This is a genomic window from Pseudomonas wenzhouensis (genome assembly GCF_021029445.1).
Taxonomy (GTDB): Bacteria; Pseudomonadota; Gammaproteobacteria; order Pseudomonadales; family Pseudomonadaceae; genus Aquipseudomonas; species Aquipseudomonas wenzhouensis.
The window spans coordinates 2,649,017-2,662,771 of record NZ_CP072610.1; the positions used below are offsets into that span (position 1 = coordinate 2,649,017).

Below are 13,755 nucleotides of genomic sequence, written 5' to 3' on the forward strand. Positions count from 1 at the left end.
GTTCAGTCCTCCACCACCCAGGTGTCCTTGGTTCCGCCGCCTTGCGACGAGTTGACCACCAGCGAGCCTTCGCGCAGTGCCACGCGCGTGAGGCCGCCGGGCACCAGGCGGGTTTCGCGACCGGTCAGGACGAACGGGCGCAGGTCGATATGGCGTGGGGCGATGCCGCGCTCGACGAAGGTCGGGCAGGTCGACAGGCACAGCGTCGGCTGGGCGATGTAAGCCTCCGGCTTGGCGATCAGCCGCGCACGGAAGTTCTCGATCTCGGCCTTGCTCGCCGCCGGGCCGACCAACATGCCGTAGCCGCCGGAACCCTGGGTTTCCTTGACCACCAGTTCGGACAGGTTGGCCAGCACATGGGACAACTCCTCCGGCTTGCGGCACTGCCAGGTAGGTACGTTCTTGAGGATCGGCTCCTCGTCGAGGTAGAAGCGGATCATGTCGCCGACATAGGGGTAGATCGACTTGTCGTCGGCCACGCCAGTACCAATGGCGTTGGCCAGCACCACGTTGCGTGAGCGGTAGGCCGAGAGCAGGCCAGGCACGCCGAGCATCGAATCAGGGTTGAAGGCCAGCGGATCGAGGAAGGCATCATCGAGGCGGCGGTAGATCACGTCCACCTGCCGCGCACCGGCGGTGGTGCGCATGTAGACCTTGTCATCACGCACGAACAGGTCAGCGCCCTCTACCAGCTCCACGCCCATCTCGCGGGCGAGGAAGGCGTGTTCGAAGTAGGCGCTGTTGAAGCGCCCTGGGGTCAGTACCACCACCGTGGGATTGTCCAGCGGGCTGGAACTCTTCAGCGCGTCGAGCAACAGGTTCGGGTAGTGATCCACCGGCGCCACGCGCTGCGCGGCGAACAGCTCGGGGAACAGGCGCATCATCATCTTGCGGTCTTCGAGCATGTAGCTGACGCCGCTGGGGGTGCGCAAGTTGTCTTCGAGCACGTAGTAACTGCCATCACCGTCACGCACTAGGTCGACCCCGGCGATGTGCGCGTAGATATCGCGGTGCAGGTCGAGGCCCTGCATGGCCATCTGGTAGCCCTCGTTGGCCAGCACCTGCTCGGCCGGGATGATCCCCGCCTTGATGATGCGCTGGTCATGGTAAAGATCGGCAAGGAACAGGTTGAGCGCCTGTACGCGCTGGATACAGCCGCGTTCGACGACGCGCCATTCGCTGGCAGGGATGGAGCGGGGAATGATGTCGAAGGGGATCAGGCGCTCGGTGCCCTGATCATCCCCATAGAGGGTGAAGGTGATACCGGCACGGTGGAACAGAAGGTCGGCTTCTCGTCGGCGCTGGGCCAGCAGATCATCCGGCGTGTCTGCCAACCAGCGGGCAAATTCGCAGTAGTGCGGGCGGACAGCGCCGCTCGCGTCGTACATCTCGTCATAAAAGGTGCGGGCCATGCCGTACTCCTTGTCACCCGGACTTGCAGCATCCACTGCAAGCTGCGAGCCAGCCTATCTAAACCATTAAAATCAACCACTTAGCTAACGAACATAAAACAAGCGCACCAATATCGTGCAGTGCAGTGACCCGCTTCTGATGCCACGTCCCATTGCGTGGCACGTCACATCCGCAGCCTCTGTACGCGGGTGCCGCCCCCCCTAACGCTGACCATCGAAGGCCACAGTGCGTGACTGTCCGGTCGAGTGCAACCGCTTGCGCATTACCGGCTCATGCAAGTCTCAGGGCGTTCGCCACGAGGCAAGCAGAAAGTCGACCGTACGTTCGATGGCGTGCTGCAGATGCTGCTCATGGGTAAACCCCGAGACCTTGAGCGGTTTGAGATCGTGATCGGCTGCCGGTAACCAGTGCAGCTCGATGGCAGGTGCCAGGTCATAGCCGGCAACCGTCTCGCGATTGCCCAGGGCATCGCGCTCACCCTGGATGATCAGCGTGGGCCTGCGCAGCTCGGCAAGATGAGCAACGCGCGGCTTCTCGGGCTTGCCGGCGGCGTAGAAGGGATAACCGAAGCAAACCAGGGCGCAGACGTCCAGCTCGTCAGCCAGCAAGCTGGCCATACGTCCGCCCATGGACTTGCCTCCCATGGCCAGCGGCCCTGTGACCTGCTGCCGCACCAGCCCATGCACCTCACGCCATTGCTGCAGCAGTTGCGCCTGCACATTGGGCGGTCGCTTGCGCCCATCCAGCCGGCGCTGCGCCATGTAGGCGAACTCGAAGCGCACCACGCGCACGCCGCGCGCGGCAAGACCTTGAGCCATGTACTGCATGAACGGGCTGTCCATCGGCGCACCCGCGCCATGGGCCAGGATCAGCGTACTGAACGCCCCCTGCGGCGGTTCGTCCCACAGCCAGGGTAGTCCCCGCTCACATTGACCGGCGTCAATAAACCCAGATGGCCCTTTGCTCATGCTTGCCTCGCGTCGATATCTGTGGTGTTCGTGGCCTGCTCATGCCTGGGGGTGCCACGGATATCGGCCGCTCTGCCATAACCGTGGATGGAAGCCCAGACATGAACACAACAACCCGTTCCGCCTACAACTACAGGGTGGTTCGCCAGTTCGCCATTATGACGGTGGTTTGGGGCATCGTCGGCATGGGACTCGGCGTATTCATCGCTGCCCAGCTGGCCTGGCCCGAACTTAACTTCAACCTGCCGTGGACCAGCTTCGGCCGTCTGCGCCCGCTACATACCAATGCGGTGATCTTCGCTTTCGGTGGCTGCGCCCTGTTCGCTACCAGTTACTACGCGGTGCAACGCACCAGTCAGACCACGCTGTTCGCTCCGAAGCTGGCGGCCTTCACCTTCTGGGGTTGGCAACTGGTGATCGTACTCGCAGCCATCAGCCTGCCGCTGGGCTGGACCAGCTCCAAGGAATACGCCGAACTGGAATGGCCGATCGATATCCTGATCACCATCGTCTGGGTGTCCTATGCCATCGTTTTCTTCGGCACGGTGATGCAGCGCAAGGTCAGCCACATCTATGTGGGTAACTGGTTCTTCGGCGGGTTCATCCTCACCGTGGCCATCCTGCATGTGGTCAACAACCTGGAAATTCCGGTCACCCTGACCAAGTCCTACTCGCTGTATGCCGGCGCCACCGATGCGATGATCCAGTGGTGGTACGGCCACAACGCCGTGGGCTTCTTCCTCACCGCCGGTTTCCTGGGGATGATGTATTACTTCGTGCCCAAGCAGGCCGGTCGCCCGGTCTACTCCTATCGCCTGTCCATCGTCCACTTCTGGGCGCTGATCGCGGTGTACATCTGGGCCGGCCCGCACCACCTGCACTACACCGCCCTGCCGGATTGGGCGCAGAGCCTGGGCATGGTGATGTCGCTGATCCTCCTGGCGCCCAGCTGGGGCGGCATGATCAACGGCATGATGACCCTCTCCGGTGCCTGGCACAAACTGCGCACCGACCCGATCCTGCGCTTCCTCGTGGTATCACTGGCGTTCTACGGCATGTCGACCTTCGAAGGCCCGATGATGGCGATCAAGACCGTCAACGCCCTGTCCCACTACACCGACTGGACCATCGGCCACGTACATGCCGGCGCCCTCGGCTGGGTCGCCATGGTGTCGATCGGCTCGCTGTATCACCTGATTCCCAAGGTGTTCGGCCGCGAGCAGATGCACAGCCTGGGCCTGATCAACAGCCATTTCTGGCTGGCCACCATCGGCACCGTGCTGTACATCGCCTCGATGTGGGTCAACGGCATCACGCAGGGCCTGATGTGGCGTGCAGTCAACGAAGACGGCACCCTCACCTACTCCTTCGTCGAAGCGCTGGAAGCCAGCCATGTCGGCTTCGTGGTACGGGTGATCGGTGGCGCCATCTTCTTCGCCGGCATGCTGCTGATGGCCTGGAACGTCTGGCTGACCGTACGTAGCGCGAAATCCACCGAGATGGAAGCCGCTGCGCAGTTCTCGGTAGAAGGAGCCCACTGATGAAACACGAGATTCTCGAGAAGAACATCGGCCTGATGGCCCTGGTGATGATCCTGGCGGTCAGCATCGGCGGCCTGACGCAGATCGTCCCGCTGTTCTTCCAGGACGTCACCAACGAGCCGGTTGATGGTCTCAAGCCCTACACCGCGCTGCAACTGGAAGGCCGCGACATTTACATCCGCGAGGGCTGCGTCGGCTGCCACTCGCAGATGATCCGCCCGTTCCGCGCCGAGACCGAGCGCTACGGTCACTACTCCGTCGCCGGCGAAAGCGTCTGGGATCACCCCTTCCTGTGGGGCTCCAAGCGTACCGGCCCGGACCTGGCCCGCGTCGGCGGTCGCTACTCGGACGAGTGGCATCGCGCCCACCTGTACAACCCGCGCAACGTCGTGCCGGAGTCGATCATGCCCGCCTACCCCTGGCTGGTCGAACAGAGCCTCGATGGCAAGGACACGGCCAAGAAGATGGGCGCCTTGCGCACATTGGGCGTGCCCTACAGCGAAGAAGACATCGCCGGCGCCAGCGATGCGGTCAAGGGCAAGAGCGAGATGGATGCTCTGGTCGCCTACCTGCAGGTGCTTGGCACCGCCGTGAAGAACAAGAGGTGAGCGACATGTTCGAGCTTATCGATATCGGCACCCTGCGCGGTCTGGGCAGCGCACTGGTTCTGATCGCCTTCACCGCTGTTACCCTCTGGGCTTATAGCGGCAAGCGCCGCGACGCCTTCGCCGAGGCCGCCAACCTGCCCTTCGCCGATGAGTCCAAGCCCGCCGTTTCGAGGACCCAAGCATGACCACCTTCTGGAGTTGGTACATCACCCTGCTGACCGTTGGTTCGCTGGTTGCGCTGTTCTGGCTGATTTTCGCCACCCGCAAGGGCGAAGTTCACAAGAACCCCACCGAGCAGACCATGGGTCACTCTTTCGATGGCATCGAGGAGTACGACAACCCGCTGCCCAAGTGGTGGTTCATGTTGTTCGTCGGCACCCTGGTGTTTTCCGTGGCTTACCTGCTGCTGTATCCGGGCCTGGGTAACTTCAAGGGCCTGCTGCCGGGCTACGAGGATGGCTGGACCCAGGTCAACCAGTGGCAGCGCGAAATGGATCGCGCCGATGAGCTGTACGGCCCGATTTTCGCTAAATATGCCGCCATGCCCATCGAGGAAGTGGCCAAGGACGAGCGCGCGCTGAAAATGGGCGGTCGCCTGTTCGCCTCCAACTGCTCGGTGTGCCATGGCTCGGATGCCAAGGGCAGCTACGGCTTCCCCAACCTGACGGACAACAGCTGGCGCTGGGGCGGTGAGCCGGAAACCATCAAAGCCTCCATCATGCATGGCCGCATGGGCGTAATGCCGGCACAAGGCCCGATGATCGGCGAAGATGGCGTGCGTAACGTCGCAGCCTACGTGCTCACCGAACTGGGTGGTCGTGAGCTGCCCGAGGGCACGGAAGCGGACATCGCCGCCGGCAAGCAGATCTTCTCCACCCTCTGCGCCGCCTGCCATACCCCTGCCGGCACCGGCATGCCGATGATGGGCGCGCCGGACCTGACCCAACCCAGCGCGTTCATCTACGGCAGCAGCTTCGCCCAACTGCAACAGACCATTCGCTATGGTCGCAGCGGCAACATGCCGGCTCAGGGTGATTTTCTCGGTAACGACAAGGCTCACCTGCTGGCTGCTTACGTGCTCAAGCTGAGCCAGGGCGAAGACAAGTAATCCACAGCTTTACCGGCGACCGCAGCAAGGTCGCCGGCTCCCTCCTTATATAAGTGTGCGACCCAGTGTCGCACCTGCCGACCAATAGCCCTGCACCCTCCTTGATCTGGGCTAAGCTGCTTTTCAGTCGCCACCTGCCACAACTCCAAGGCGATCCATTCTTAGCGCTGCGCAAAATGATTGCGCCAAAAGACAAAGAGCCGCTCCCCGGGTCGACTCGAACGCCCCGTGAAACGCTCTGAAACCCGGTTCGCGTCGGTATGTTGCGTTGCAATGGCTACCTGCTTTCTCCATACTTGCCGCCGATTTTTGCCCCATAAAACTCCATTAACCGTGGAACCCCTAGCATGAGCACAGCAATCAGTCAGACTGCTTATAACTATAAGGTGGTCCGCCAGTTCGCCATTATGACGGTGATCTGGGGGGTCATTGGGATGGGTCTAGGCGTGTTCATCGCCGCACAACTCGTGTGGCCGGAACTCAACCTAAACCTGCCGTGGACCAGCTTCGGCCGTCTGCGCCCGCTGCACACCAACGCGGTGATCTTCGCCTTCGGCGGATGCGCACTGTTCGCCACCTCGTACTACGTCGTCCAGCGCACCTGTCAGACGCGCCTGATCTCCGACGGTCTGGCTGCCTTCACCTTCTGGGGTTGGCAAGCTGTCATCGTGCTCGCCGTGATCACACTGCCGATGGGCTACACCAGCACCAAGGAATACGCCGAGCTGGAATGGCCGATCGACATCCTTCTGGGCCTGGTCTGGATCACCTACCTGGTGGTGTTCTTCGGCACTATCGTCAAGCGCAAGACCAAGCACATTTATGTGGGCAACTGGTTCTTCGGCGCCTTCATCCTCGTGACCGCCATGCTGCATATCGTCAACAGCGCGGCCATGCCGGTGAGCCTGTTCAAGTCGTACTCGGTCTACGCCGGGGCGACCGACGCGATGATCCAGTGGTGGTACGGCCACAACGCCGTAGGCTTCTTCCTGACCACCGGCTTCCTGGGCATGATGTACTATTTCGTACCCAAGCAGGCCGAGCGTCCGATCTACTCCTATCGCCTGTCCATCGTGCACTTCTGGGCGCTGATCACCCTGTACATCTGGGCCGGCCCGCACCACCTGCACTACACCGCGCTGCCGGACTGGGCGCAGTCCCTGGGCATGGCCATGTCGGTCATCCTCCTGGCACCAAGCTGGGGCGGCATGATCAACGGCATGATGAGCCTGTCGGGCGCCTGGCATAAGCTGCGCACCGACCCGATCCTGCGCTTCCTGGTGGTATCGCTGGCGTTCTACGGCATGTCGACCTTCGAAGGCCCGATGATGGCCATCAAGACCGTCAACGCCCTGTCCCACTACACCGACTGGACCATCGGCCACGTACATGCCGGCGCCCTCGGCTGGGTGGCGATGATCTCCATCGGCTCGCTGTATCACCTGATTCCGAAGGTGTTCGGTCGTGAGCAGATGTACAGCATCGGCCTGATCAACGCGCACTTCTGGCTGGCCACCATCGGTACCGTGCTGTACATCGCCTCGATGTGGGTCAACGGCATCACCCAGGGTCTGATGTGGCGCGCAGTCAACGAAGACGGCACCCTCACCTACTCCTTCGTCGAAGCGCTGGAAGCCAGCCATGCAGGTTATGTCGTACGCATGATCGGCGGTGCCTTCTTCGTCACCGGCATGCTGCTGATGGCTTACAACACCTGGCGCACCGTGCGCGCCGCCAAGCCGGCTGAATACGAAGCAGCCGCGCAGATCCCCGCAGTTCAAGGGAGCGCTCACTGATGAAACACGAAATCATCGAGAAGAACATCGGCCTGATGGCGCTGCTGATGGTGATCGCCGTCAGCATCGGCGGCCTGACCCAGATCGTCCCGCTGTTCTTCCAGGACGTCACCAATGAGCCGGTGGAAGGCCTCAAGCCCTACACCGCGCTGCAACTGGAAGGCCGCGACATCTATATCAAGGAAGGTTGTGTCGGCTGCCACTCGCAGATGATCCGCCCGTTCCGCGCCGAGACCGAGCGTTACGGTCACTACTCCGTCGCCGGCGAAAGCGTCTGGGATCACCCCTTCCTGTGGGGCTCCAAGCGTACCGGCCCGGATCTGGCCCGTGTCGGCGGTCGCTACTCGGACGAGTGGCATCGCGCCCACCTGTACAACCCGCGCAACGTCGTGCCGGAGTCGAAGATGCCTGCCTACCCCTGGCTGGTGGAAAACAGGCTCGACGGTCGCGACACCGCGAAGAAGATGGAAGTCATGCGTGGCTTCGGCATCCCCTACACCGACGAAGATATCGCCGGCGCCCGCGATGCCGTGAAAGGCAAGACCGAAATGGACGCGCTGATCGCGTACCTGCAGGTTCTCGGCACTTCCATCAAGAACAAACGGTAAGACGCTATGGACATCGGGATGATTCGCGGCATCGGCACGGCGGTGGTGTTCATCGCCTTCATCGGCGTGGTGCTCTGGGCTTACAGCAGCAAGCGCAAATCGAGCTTCGACGAAGCTGCCAACCTGCCCTTCGCCGACGATCCCAAGCCCGAGTCCACGCGCGATCAGGACTCTTCCAGGAGCAATAACCAATGACCACGTTCTGGAGTTGGTACGTAACCATTCTGTCTCTGGGCACCATCTTCGCCCTGACCTGGCTGATCTTCGGCACCCGCAAGGGCCAGCGCCAGGAAACCACCGAAGAAACCGTCGGGCACAGCTTCGATGGCATCGAGGAGTATGACAACCCACTGCCGAAGTGGTGGTTCATGCTGTTCGTCGCCACCATCGTCTTCGCCCTCGGCTACCTCGCCCTGTACCCTGGCCTGGGTAACTTCAAAGGCCTGCTGCCGGGCTACGACTACGTCGACAGCGAGAAGCAGACCCCTTTCGCTGCCGGTGTACAGATCGCTGACGGTTCCATGCGTCACTCCGGCTGGACCGGCGTGCACCAGTGGGAAAAGGAAATGGCGCGTGCCGATGAGCAATACGGCCCGCTGTTCGCCAAGTACGCCGCCATGCCCATAGAAGAAGTGGCCAAGGACGAGCAAGCCCTGAAAATGGGTGGCCGCCTGTTCGCCTCCAACTGCTCGGTGTGCCACGGCTCCGATGCCAAGGGCAGCTACGGTTTCCCCAACCTGACCGACAACGAATGGCGCTGGGGCGGCGAGCCGGAAACCATCAAGACCACCCTGCTCAAGGGCCGTCAGGGCATGATGCCTGCTCAGGGTCCGATCATTGGTGAAGATGGCGTGCGCAATGTTGCCGCCTACGTCCTCACCGAGCTCGGCGGTCGCGAACTGCCGGAAGGTGTCGAGGCTGACATCGAGGCCGGCAAGCAAGTGTTCGGCACCGTCTGCGCGGCCTGCCATACCCCGGCTGGCACCGGCATGCAGGCCCTTGGCGCACCGAACCTGACCAACCCGGCCGCGTTCATCTACGGCAGCAGCTACGCGCAACTGCAGCAGACCATTCGCTACGGCCGTCACGGCAACATGCCAGCCCAGGAAGAATTCCTTGGCAACGACAAGGTGCACCTGCTGGCTGCCTATGTGTACAGCCTGTCGCACAAGGCCGAAGAGCAGTAAGCGCAAAGCGACTCTTTTGACAAGGGTCAATGAACGCCCGGGTCGCGACTGCTGGTCGCACCCGGGCGTTGTCTTTCAGGCGTACCATATAGTCATCGTGAAATGACCCTGACCGGCACGCATCGGCCCGGGCTGCCAACCAACCGCCGTGGTATGCATCGATGAGCGAACAGATCCCCGTACAGGACATCACCCCCCCTTCCACCAAGAACGCCAGCGTCGATCTCTACGCCAGCCGGGAGAAGATCTACACGCGCGCGTTCACGGGCCTGTTCCGCAATCTGCGACTTGCCGGCGGCGCCCTGCTGTTCCTGCTGTTCTTCGGCACCGTCTGGCTGAACTGGGAAGGCCGCCAGGCCGTGTGGTGGAACCTGCCGGAACGCAAGTTCCATATCTTCGGCGCCACCTACTGGCCGCAGGACTTCATGCTGCTGTCGTGGCTGCTGATCATCTGCGCCTTTGGCCTGTTCTTCATCACCGTGTTCGCCGGACGCGTCTGGTGTGGTTATACCTGCCCGCAAAGCGTGTTCACCTGGGTGTTCATGTGGGCGGAGAAAGTCACCGAGGGCGACCGCAACCAGCGCATGAAGCTGGACAAGCAGTCCATGAGCGGCAGGAAATTTACACGCAAGCTGGCCAAGCACGGCATCTGGGTGGGCGTATCACTGCTCACCGCTATCACCTTCGTCGGCTACTTCACGCCCATTCGTGACCTGGTCATCGAGCTCTTCACCGGCCAGGCCAGCGGTTGGGCCTACTTCTGGATCGGCTTCTTCACCCTCGCCACCTACGGCAACGCCGGCTACCTGCGCGAACAGGTGTGCATCTACATGTGCCCGTATGCGCGCTTTCAGAGCGTGATGTTCGACCAGGACACCCTGATCGTGTCCTACGATCCGCGCCGGGGCGAGTCGCGCGGGCCGCGCAAGAAGGACGCCGACTACAAGGCGCAGGGCCTCGGCGACTGCATCGATTGCAAGATGTGCGTACAGGTCTGCCCGACCGGCATCGACATCCGTGATGGCCTGCAGATCGAATGCATCGGCTGCGCCGCCTGCATCGATGCCTGCGACGACATCATGGACAAGATGAACTATCCCAAGGGGCTGATCAGCTACACCACTGAACACAACCTGTCCGGGCGCAAGACCCACCTGCTGCGCCCGCGCCTGATCGGCTACGCTGTCGCGCTGGTGGCGATGATCGGCCTGTTCGCCTGGGCCGTGGCCAATCGCCCGCTGGTGGAGCTGGACGTGCTCAAGGACCGCGTGCTGTTCCGCGAGAACGAGCGTGGCCACATCGAGAACGTCTACACCCTGAAGATCATGAACAAGGCGCAGCGCGACATGACCTACGTGATCACCGCCGACGGTCTCGACGGCCTGGTCTACGAAGGCAAGCGCGAAGTACGGGCGCTGGCCGGCGAGGTCTATTCCTTCCCGGTCGAGCTGTCCATCGCACCGGAAAAACTGCCTTCCAGCGCCAACAACATCGTCTTCCACGTACAATCGGTAGACGACCCCAGTATCAAGAACGACGCCGACAGCCGTTTCATCGGCCCAAGCGTCCGCTGACGACGGAAAACGCATGAGCGAACACACCACATCGCCAGTCAAACCCTGGTACAAGCAGTTCTGGCCCTGGTTCATCCTGTTCCTGTTGGGCTACTCGGTGGTGCAGGGGCTGACCCTGCTCACCATCGCCACCAAGAACCCGCCGGGCCTCATCTCGGATGATTACTACGACGTCGGCAAAGGCATCAACCAGTCGCTGGAACGCGAGAAACTGGCAGAACGCCTGCAACTGCACGGCGAGCTGGTGCTGGACAACACCACCGGTACCGCGCTGCTGAGCCTGCAGGGCAACAGCCGGCCGCAGCAGATCGTGCTCAACCTGATATCGCCAACCCAGCCGGAACGTGACCGCCGGGTGATCCTGCAACCCACTGCTGACGGTCACTACCGTGGTCAGATGGTCGATCAGGTCAGCGGTCGCCGCTTCGTCGAATTGCTCGGCCAGGAAGGTAGCCAGAACTGGCGCCTGTTCGAGGAAGAAACCATCGCCGATGGCCAGACCATCATGATCGGTGACAATCCCTCCTACTGACCCTGCCGATGCCCGCCCCTACTCCCTGCTACCACTGTGGCCTGCCGGTGCCTGCCGGCAGTCAGTTCAGTGCCGACGTGCTCGGCCAGGCCCGGCAAATGTGCTGCCCCGGCTGCCAGGCGGTGGCCGAAGCCATCGTCGCCGGCGGGCTTGAGCACTATTACAGCCATCGCAGCGAAAGTGCCGCCAACCCGCAGGCACTGCCCGCCGCCCTGCCTGACGAACTGGCACTCTACGACCGCAGTGACGTGCAGCAGTCTTTCGTCCAGCACGAAGGCGAGCTGAGCGAAACCCAATTGCTGATAGAAGGCATCAGTTGCGCCGCCTGCGGCTGGCTGATCGAAAAACATCTGCGCGGCGTAGCCGGCGTAGCCGAAGCGCACCTGAACCTGTCCAACCACCGCCTGCAGGTGCGCTGGCAGGATAGCCGGATACCCTTGAGCCAACTGCTCGCCGAATTGCGCCGCATTGGCTACGCCGCTCATCCGTGGCGCGCCGACGAGGCGGCCGAGCGCATGGCTGCGGAGAATCACCGGCGCATGCGCGAGTTGGGTGTGGCCGGGTTGCTGTGGATGCAGGTGATGATGGCGACCATGGCCACCTGGCCGGAGTTCAACATCGACCTGTCGCCGGAACTGGACAAGATCCTGCGTTGGACCAGCCTGTTCCTCACCACGCCCATCGTCTTCTACTGTTGCGGCCAGTTCTTCCGCGGCGCCCTGCGCGACCTGCGCACGCGCCACCTGACCATGGACGTATCGGTCTCGCTGGCCATTGGCGGCGCCTATGTCGCCGGCATCTGGTCGACCATCACCGGCCAGGGCGAGCTGTATTTCGACGCGGTGGGCATGTTCGCCCTGTTCCTCCTCGCCGGCCGCTATCTGGAACGGCGTGCGCGTGAACGCACCGCCGCCGCCACCGCGCAACTGGTCAAGCTGCTGCCGGCGTCCTGCCTGCGTCTGGACGCCGACGGTCAGAGCCAGCGCATTCTGCTGCGCGAACTGCAGGTCGGCGAACAGGTGCTGGTGCAGCCCGGCTCGCTGATTCCCGCTGACGGGCGCATTCTTGCCGGCCAGTCCAGCGTCGACGAGTCACTGCTGACGGGTGAATACCTGCCTCAGGCACGCGGCATCGGCGACGGCGTCACTGCCGGCACGCTGAATGTCGAAGGCCCGCTGACCGTCGAGGTGCAGGCGCTGGGCGATGCCACGCGCCTATCGGCCATCGTCCGCCTGCTGGAACGCGCGCAGAGCGAGAAACCGCGCCTGGCGGAAATCGCCGACCGCGTCTCGCAATGGTTTCTGTTGTTCATCCTCGTGGCGGCTGCCGTGGTCGGCTACGCCTGGTGGGAGATCGACTCCAGCCGCGCCTTCTGGGTCGTGCTCGCCCTGCTCGTGGCTACCTGCCCTTGCGCACTGGCCCTCGCCACACCAACAGCGCTGACCACCGCCACCGGCAGCCTGCACAAACTGGGCATGCTGCTGACCCGCGGCCACGTGCTCGAAGGCCTCAACCAGGTCGACACCCTGGTACTGGACAAGACCGGCACACTGACCGAAGGTCGCCTGACGCTCAAGGCTATCCACCCGCTGCGCGATCTCGACGAGGGCGATTGCCTGGCGCTGGCGGCTGCACTGGAAAACCGTTCGGAGCACCCTATCGCCCGCGCCTTCAGCCAGGCGCCGCGCGCAGCGCAATCCGTCGATAGCCATCCGGGCCAGGGCTTGCAGGGCAGCGTCGACGGACGCCTGCTACGCATCGGCGAAGCCAGTTTCGTCTGCGCCCTGAGCGGCCAGACCGCACCACCGATTGCCAGCGAGCACGGCCAGTGGTTGCTGCTGGGCGACGAACAGGGAGCACTGGCCTGGTTCGTCCTCGACGACCGCCTGCGTGAAGACGCGCCGGACCTGATCGCCGCAGCACGTGCCCGCGGCTGGAACATTCACCTGCTGTCTGGCGACAGCTCGCCGATGGTGGGCGAAGTCGCCCGTCAACTGGGCATCGAAGATGCCCGTGGCGGCCTGACCCCGGATGCCAAACTGGCAGTACTCAAACAGCTGCACAGCGAAGGCCGCCGCGTGCTGATGCTTGGCGATGGCGTCAATGATGTACCAGTGCTGGCCGCTGCCGACATCAGCGTGGCCATGGGCTCGGCGTCCGACCTGGCGAAAACCAGCGCCGATGCGGTGTTGCTGTCCAATCGCCTGAGCAGCCTGGTCGACGGCCTGAAACTGGCCAAGCGCACGCGCCGTATCATCATCGAAAACCTGGCCTGGGCGACGCTGTACAATGGCCTGGTGCTACCCTTCGCAGCCCTGGGTCTGATCACACCGATCTGGGCGGCGGTGGGGATGTCGCTCAGCTCGCTGCTGGTGGTGCTCAATGCGCTGCGCCTGAGTCGTTGACGCCAACGAGTTTGC

13 protein-coding genes are annotated in these 13,755 nt (G+C 62.8%); 11 read left to right on the forward strand and 2 right to left on the reverse strand.

Annotated elements, in window-relative coordinates; genetic code table 11:
* Positions 1-2 precede the first annotated feature (2 nt).
* Both J7655_RS12120 and J7655_RS12125 read right to left on the reverse strand, forming a co-directional pair.
* The gene (locus tag J7655_RS12120) at positions 3-1,412 is read right to left on the reverse strand and encodes a circularly permuted type 2 ATP-grasp protein (protein WP_230924663.1); all 1,410 of its coding nucleotides are present in this window, start codon (positions 1,410-1,412) and stop codon (positions 3-5) included.
* Between the two features lie 282 nt (positions 1,413-1,694).
* Positions 1,695-2,381: an alpha/beta family hydrolase gene (locus tag J7655_RS12125; RefSeq protein ID WP_230924664.1), complete on the reverse strand. Its 687-nt coding sequence runs from the start codon at positions 2,379-2,381 to the stop codon at positions 1,695-1,697.
* Between the two features lie 101 nt (positions 2,382-2,482).
* Here J7655_RS12125 and ccoN (J7655_RS12130) point away from each other — a divergent pair, with 101 nt between their 5' ends.
* From ccoN (J7655_RS12130) to J7655_RS12180, 11 genes are all read left to right on the forward strand, one after another.
* Positions 2,483-3,922 carry a cytochrome-c oxidase, cbb3-type subunit I gene (gene ccoN / locus J7655_RS12130; protein ID WP_230924665.1) on the forward strand — a complete coding sequence of 480 codons (1,440 nt, stop codon included), beginning with the start codon at positions 2,483-2,485 and terminating at the stop codon, positions 3,920-3,922.
* Positions 3,922-4,530: a cytochrome-c oxidase, cbb3-type subunit II gene (ccoO, locus tag J7655_RS12135; protein ID WP_230924666.1), complete on the forward strand. Its 609-nt coding sequence runs from the start codon at positions 3,922-3,924 to the stop codon at positions 4,528-4,530. The genes ccoN (J7655_RS12130) and ccoO (J7655_RS12135) overlap by 1 nt, the downstream gene beginning before the upstream one ends.
* 5 nt (positions 4,531-4,535) lie before the next feature.
* Positions 4,536-4,715 (forward strand): cbb3-type cytochrome oxidase subunit 3, encoded by a 180-nt coding sequence (locus J7655_RS12140; RefSeq protein ID WP_092375032.1) that lies wholly within the window; start codon positions 4,536-4,538, stop codon positions 4,713-4,715.
* A complete protein-coding gene (gene ccoP, locus J7655_RS12145; protein WP_003460988.1) occupies positions 4,712-5,638 on the forward strand; it encodes a cytochrome-c oxidase, cbb3-type subunit III in 927 nt (308 codons plus the stop codon). The genes J7655_RS12140 and ccoP (J7655_RS12145) overlap by 4 nt, the downstream gene beginning before the upstream one ends.
* A gap of 347 nt (positions 5,639-5,985) precedes the next feature.
* Complete coding sequence (ccoN, locus tag J7655_RS12150) at positions 5,986-7,434, forward strand: cytochrome-c oxidase, cbb3-type subunit I (protein WP_230924667.1); 1,449 nt, start codon at positions 5,986-5,988, stop codon at positions 7,432-7,434.
* Positions 7,434-8,042 (forward strand): cytochrome-c oxidase, cbb3-type subunit II, encoded by a 609-nt coding sequence (ccoO, locus tag J7655_RS12155; RefSeq protein WP_092375024.1) that lies wholly within the window; start codon positions 7,434-7,436, stop codon positions 8,040-8,042. The genes ccoN (J7655_RS12150) and ccoO (J7655_RS12155) overlap by 1 nt, the downstream gene beginning before the upstream one ends.
* Before the next feature lie 6 nt (positions 8,043-8,048).
* Positions 8,049-8,237: a cbb3-type cytochrome oxidase subunit 3 gene (locus tag J7655_RS12160; protein ID WP_230924668.1), complete on the forward strand. Its 189-nt coding sequence runs from the start codon at positions 8,049-8,051 to the stop codon at positions 8,235-8,237.
* On the forward strand, positions 8,234-9,229 hold the full coding sequence (gene ccoP, locus J7655_RS12165) for a cytochrome-c oxidase, cbb3-type subunit III (protein ID WP_230924669.1): 996 nt from the start codon (positions 8,234-8,236) through the stop codon (positions 9,227-9,229). The genes J7655_RS12160 and ccoP (J7655_RS12165) overlap by 4 nt, the downstream gene beginning before the upstream one ends.
* A 161-nt stretch (positions 9,230-9,390) precedes the next feature.
* Positions 9,391-10,803 carry a cytochrome c oxidase accessory protein CcoG gene (gene ccoG, locus J7655_RS12170; RefSeq protein WP_230924670.1) on the forward strand — a complete coding sequence of 471 codons (1,413 nt, stop codon included), beginning with the start codon at positions 9,391-9,393 and terminating at the stop codon, positions 10,801-10,803.
* Between the two features lie 13 nt (positions 10,804-10,816).
* A complete protein-coding gene (locus tag J7655_RS12175; protein ID WP_230924671.1) occupies positions 10,817-11,335 on the forward strand; it encodes a FixH family protein in 519 nt (172 codons plus the stop codon).
* An 8-nt stretch (positions 11,336-11,343) separates the two neighbouring features.
* Entirely contained in the window at positions 11,344-13,740 is a 2,397-nt protein-coding gene (locus J7655_RS12180) for a heavy metal translocating P-type ATPase (protein ID WP_230924672.1), read from the forward strand.
* The last annotated feature ends 15 nt before the right edge of the window (positions 13,741-13,755 follow it).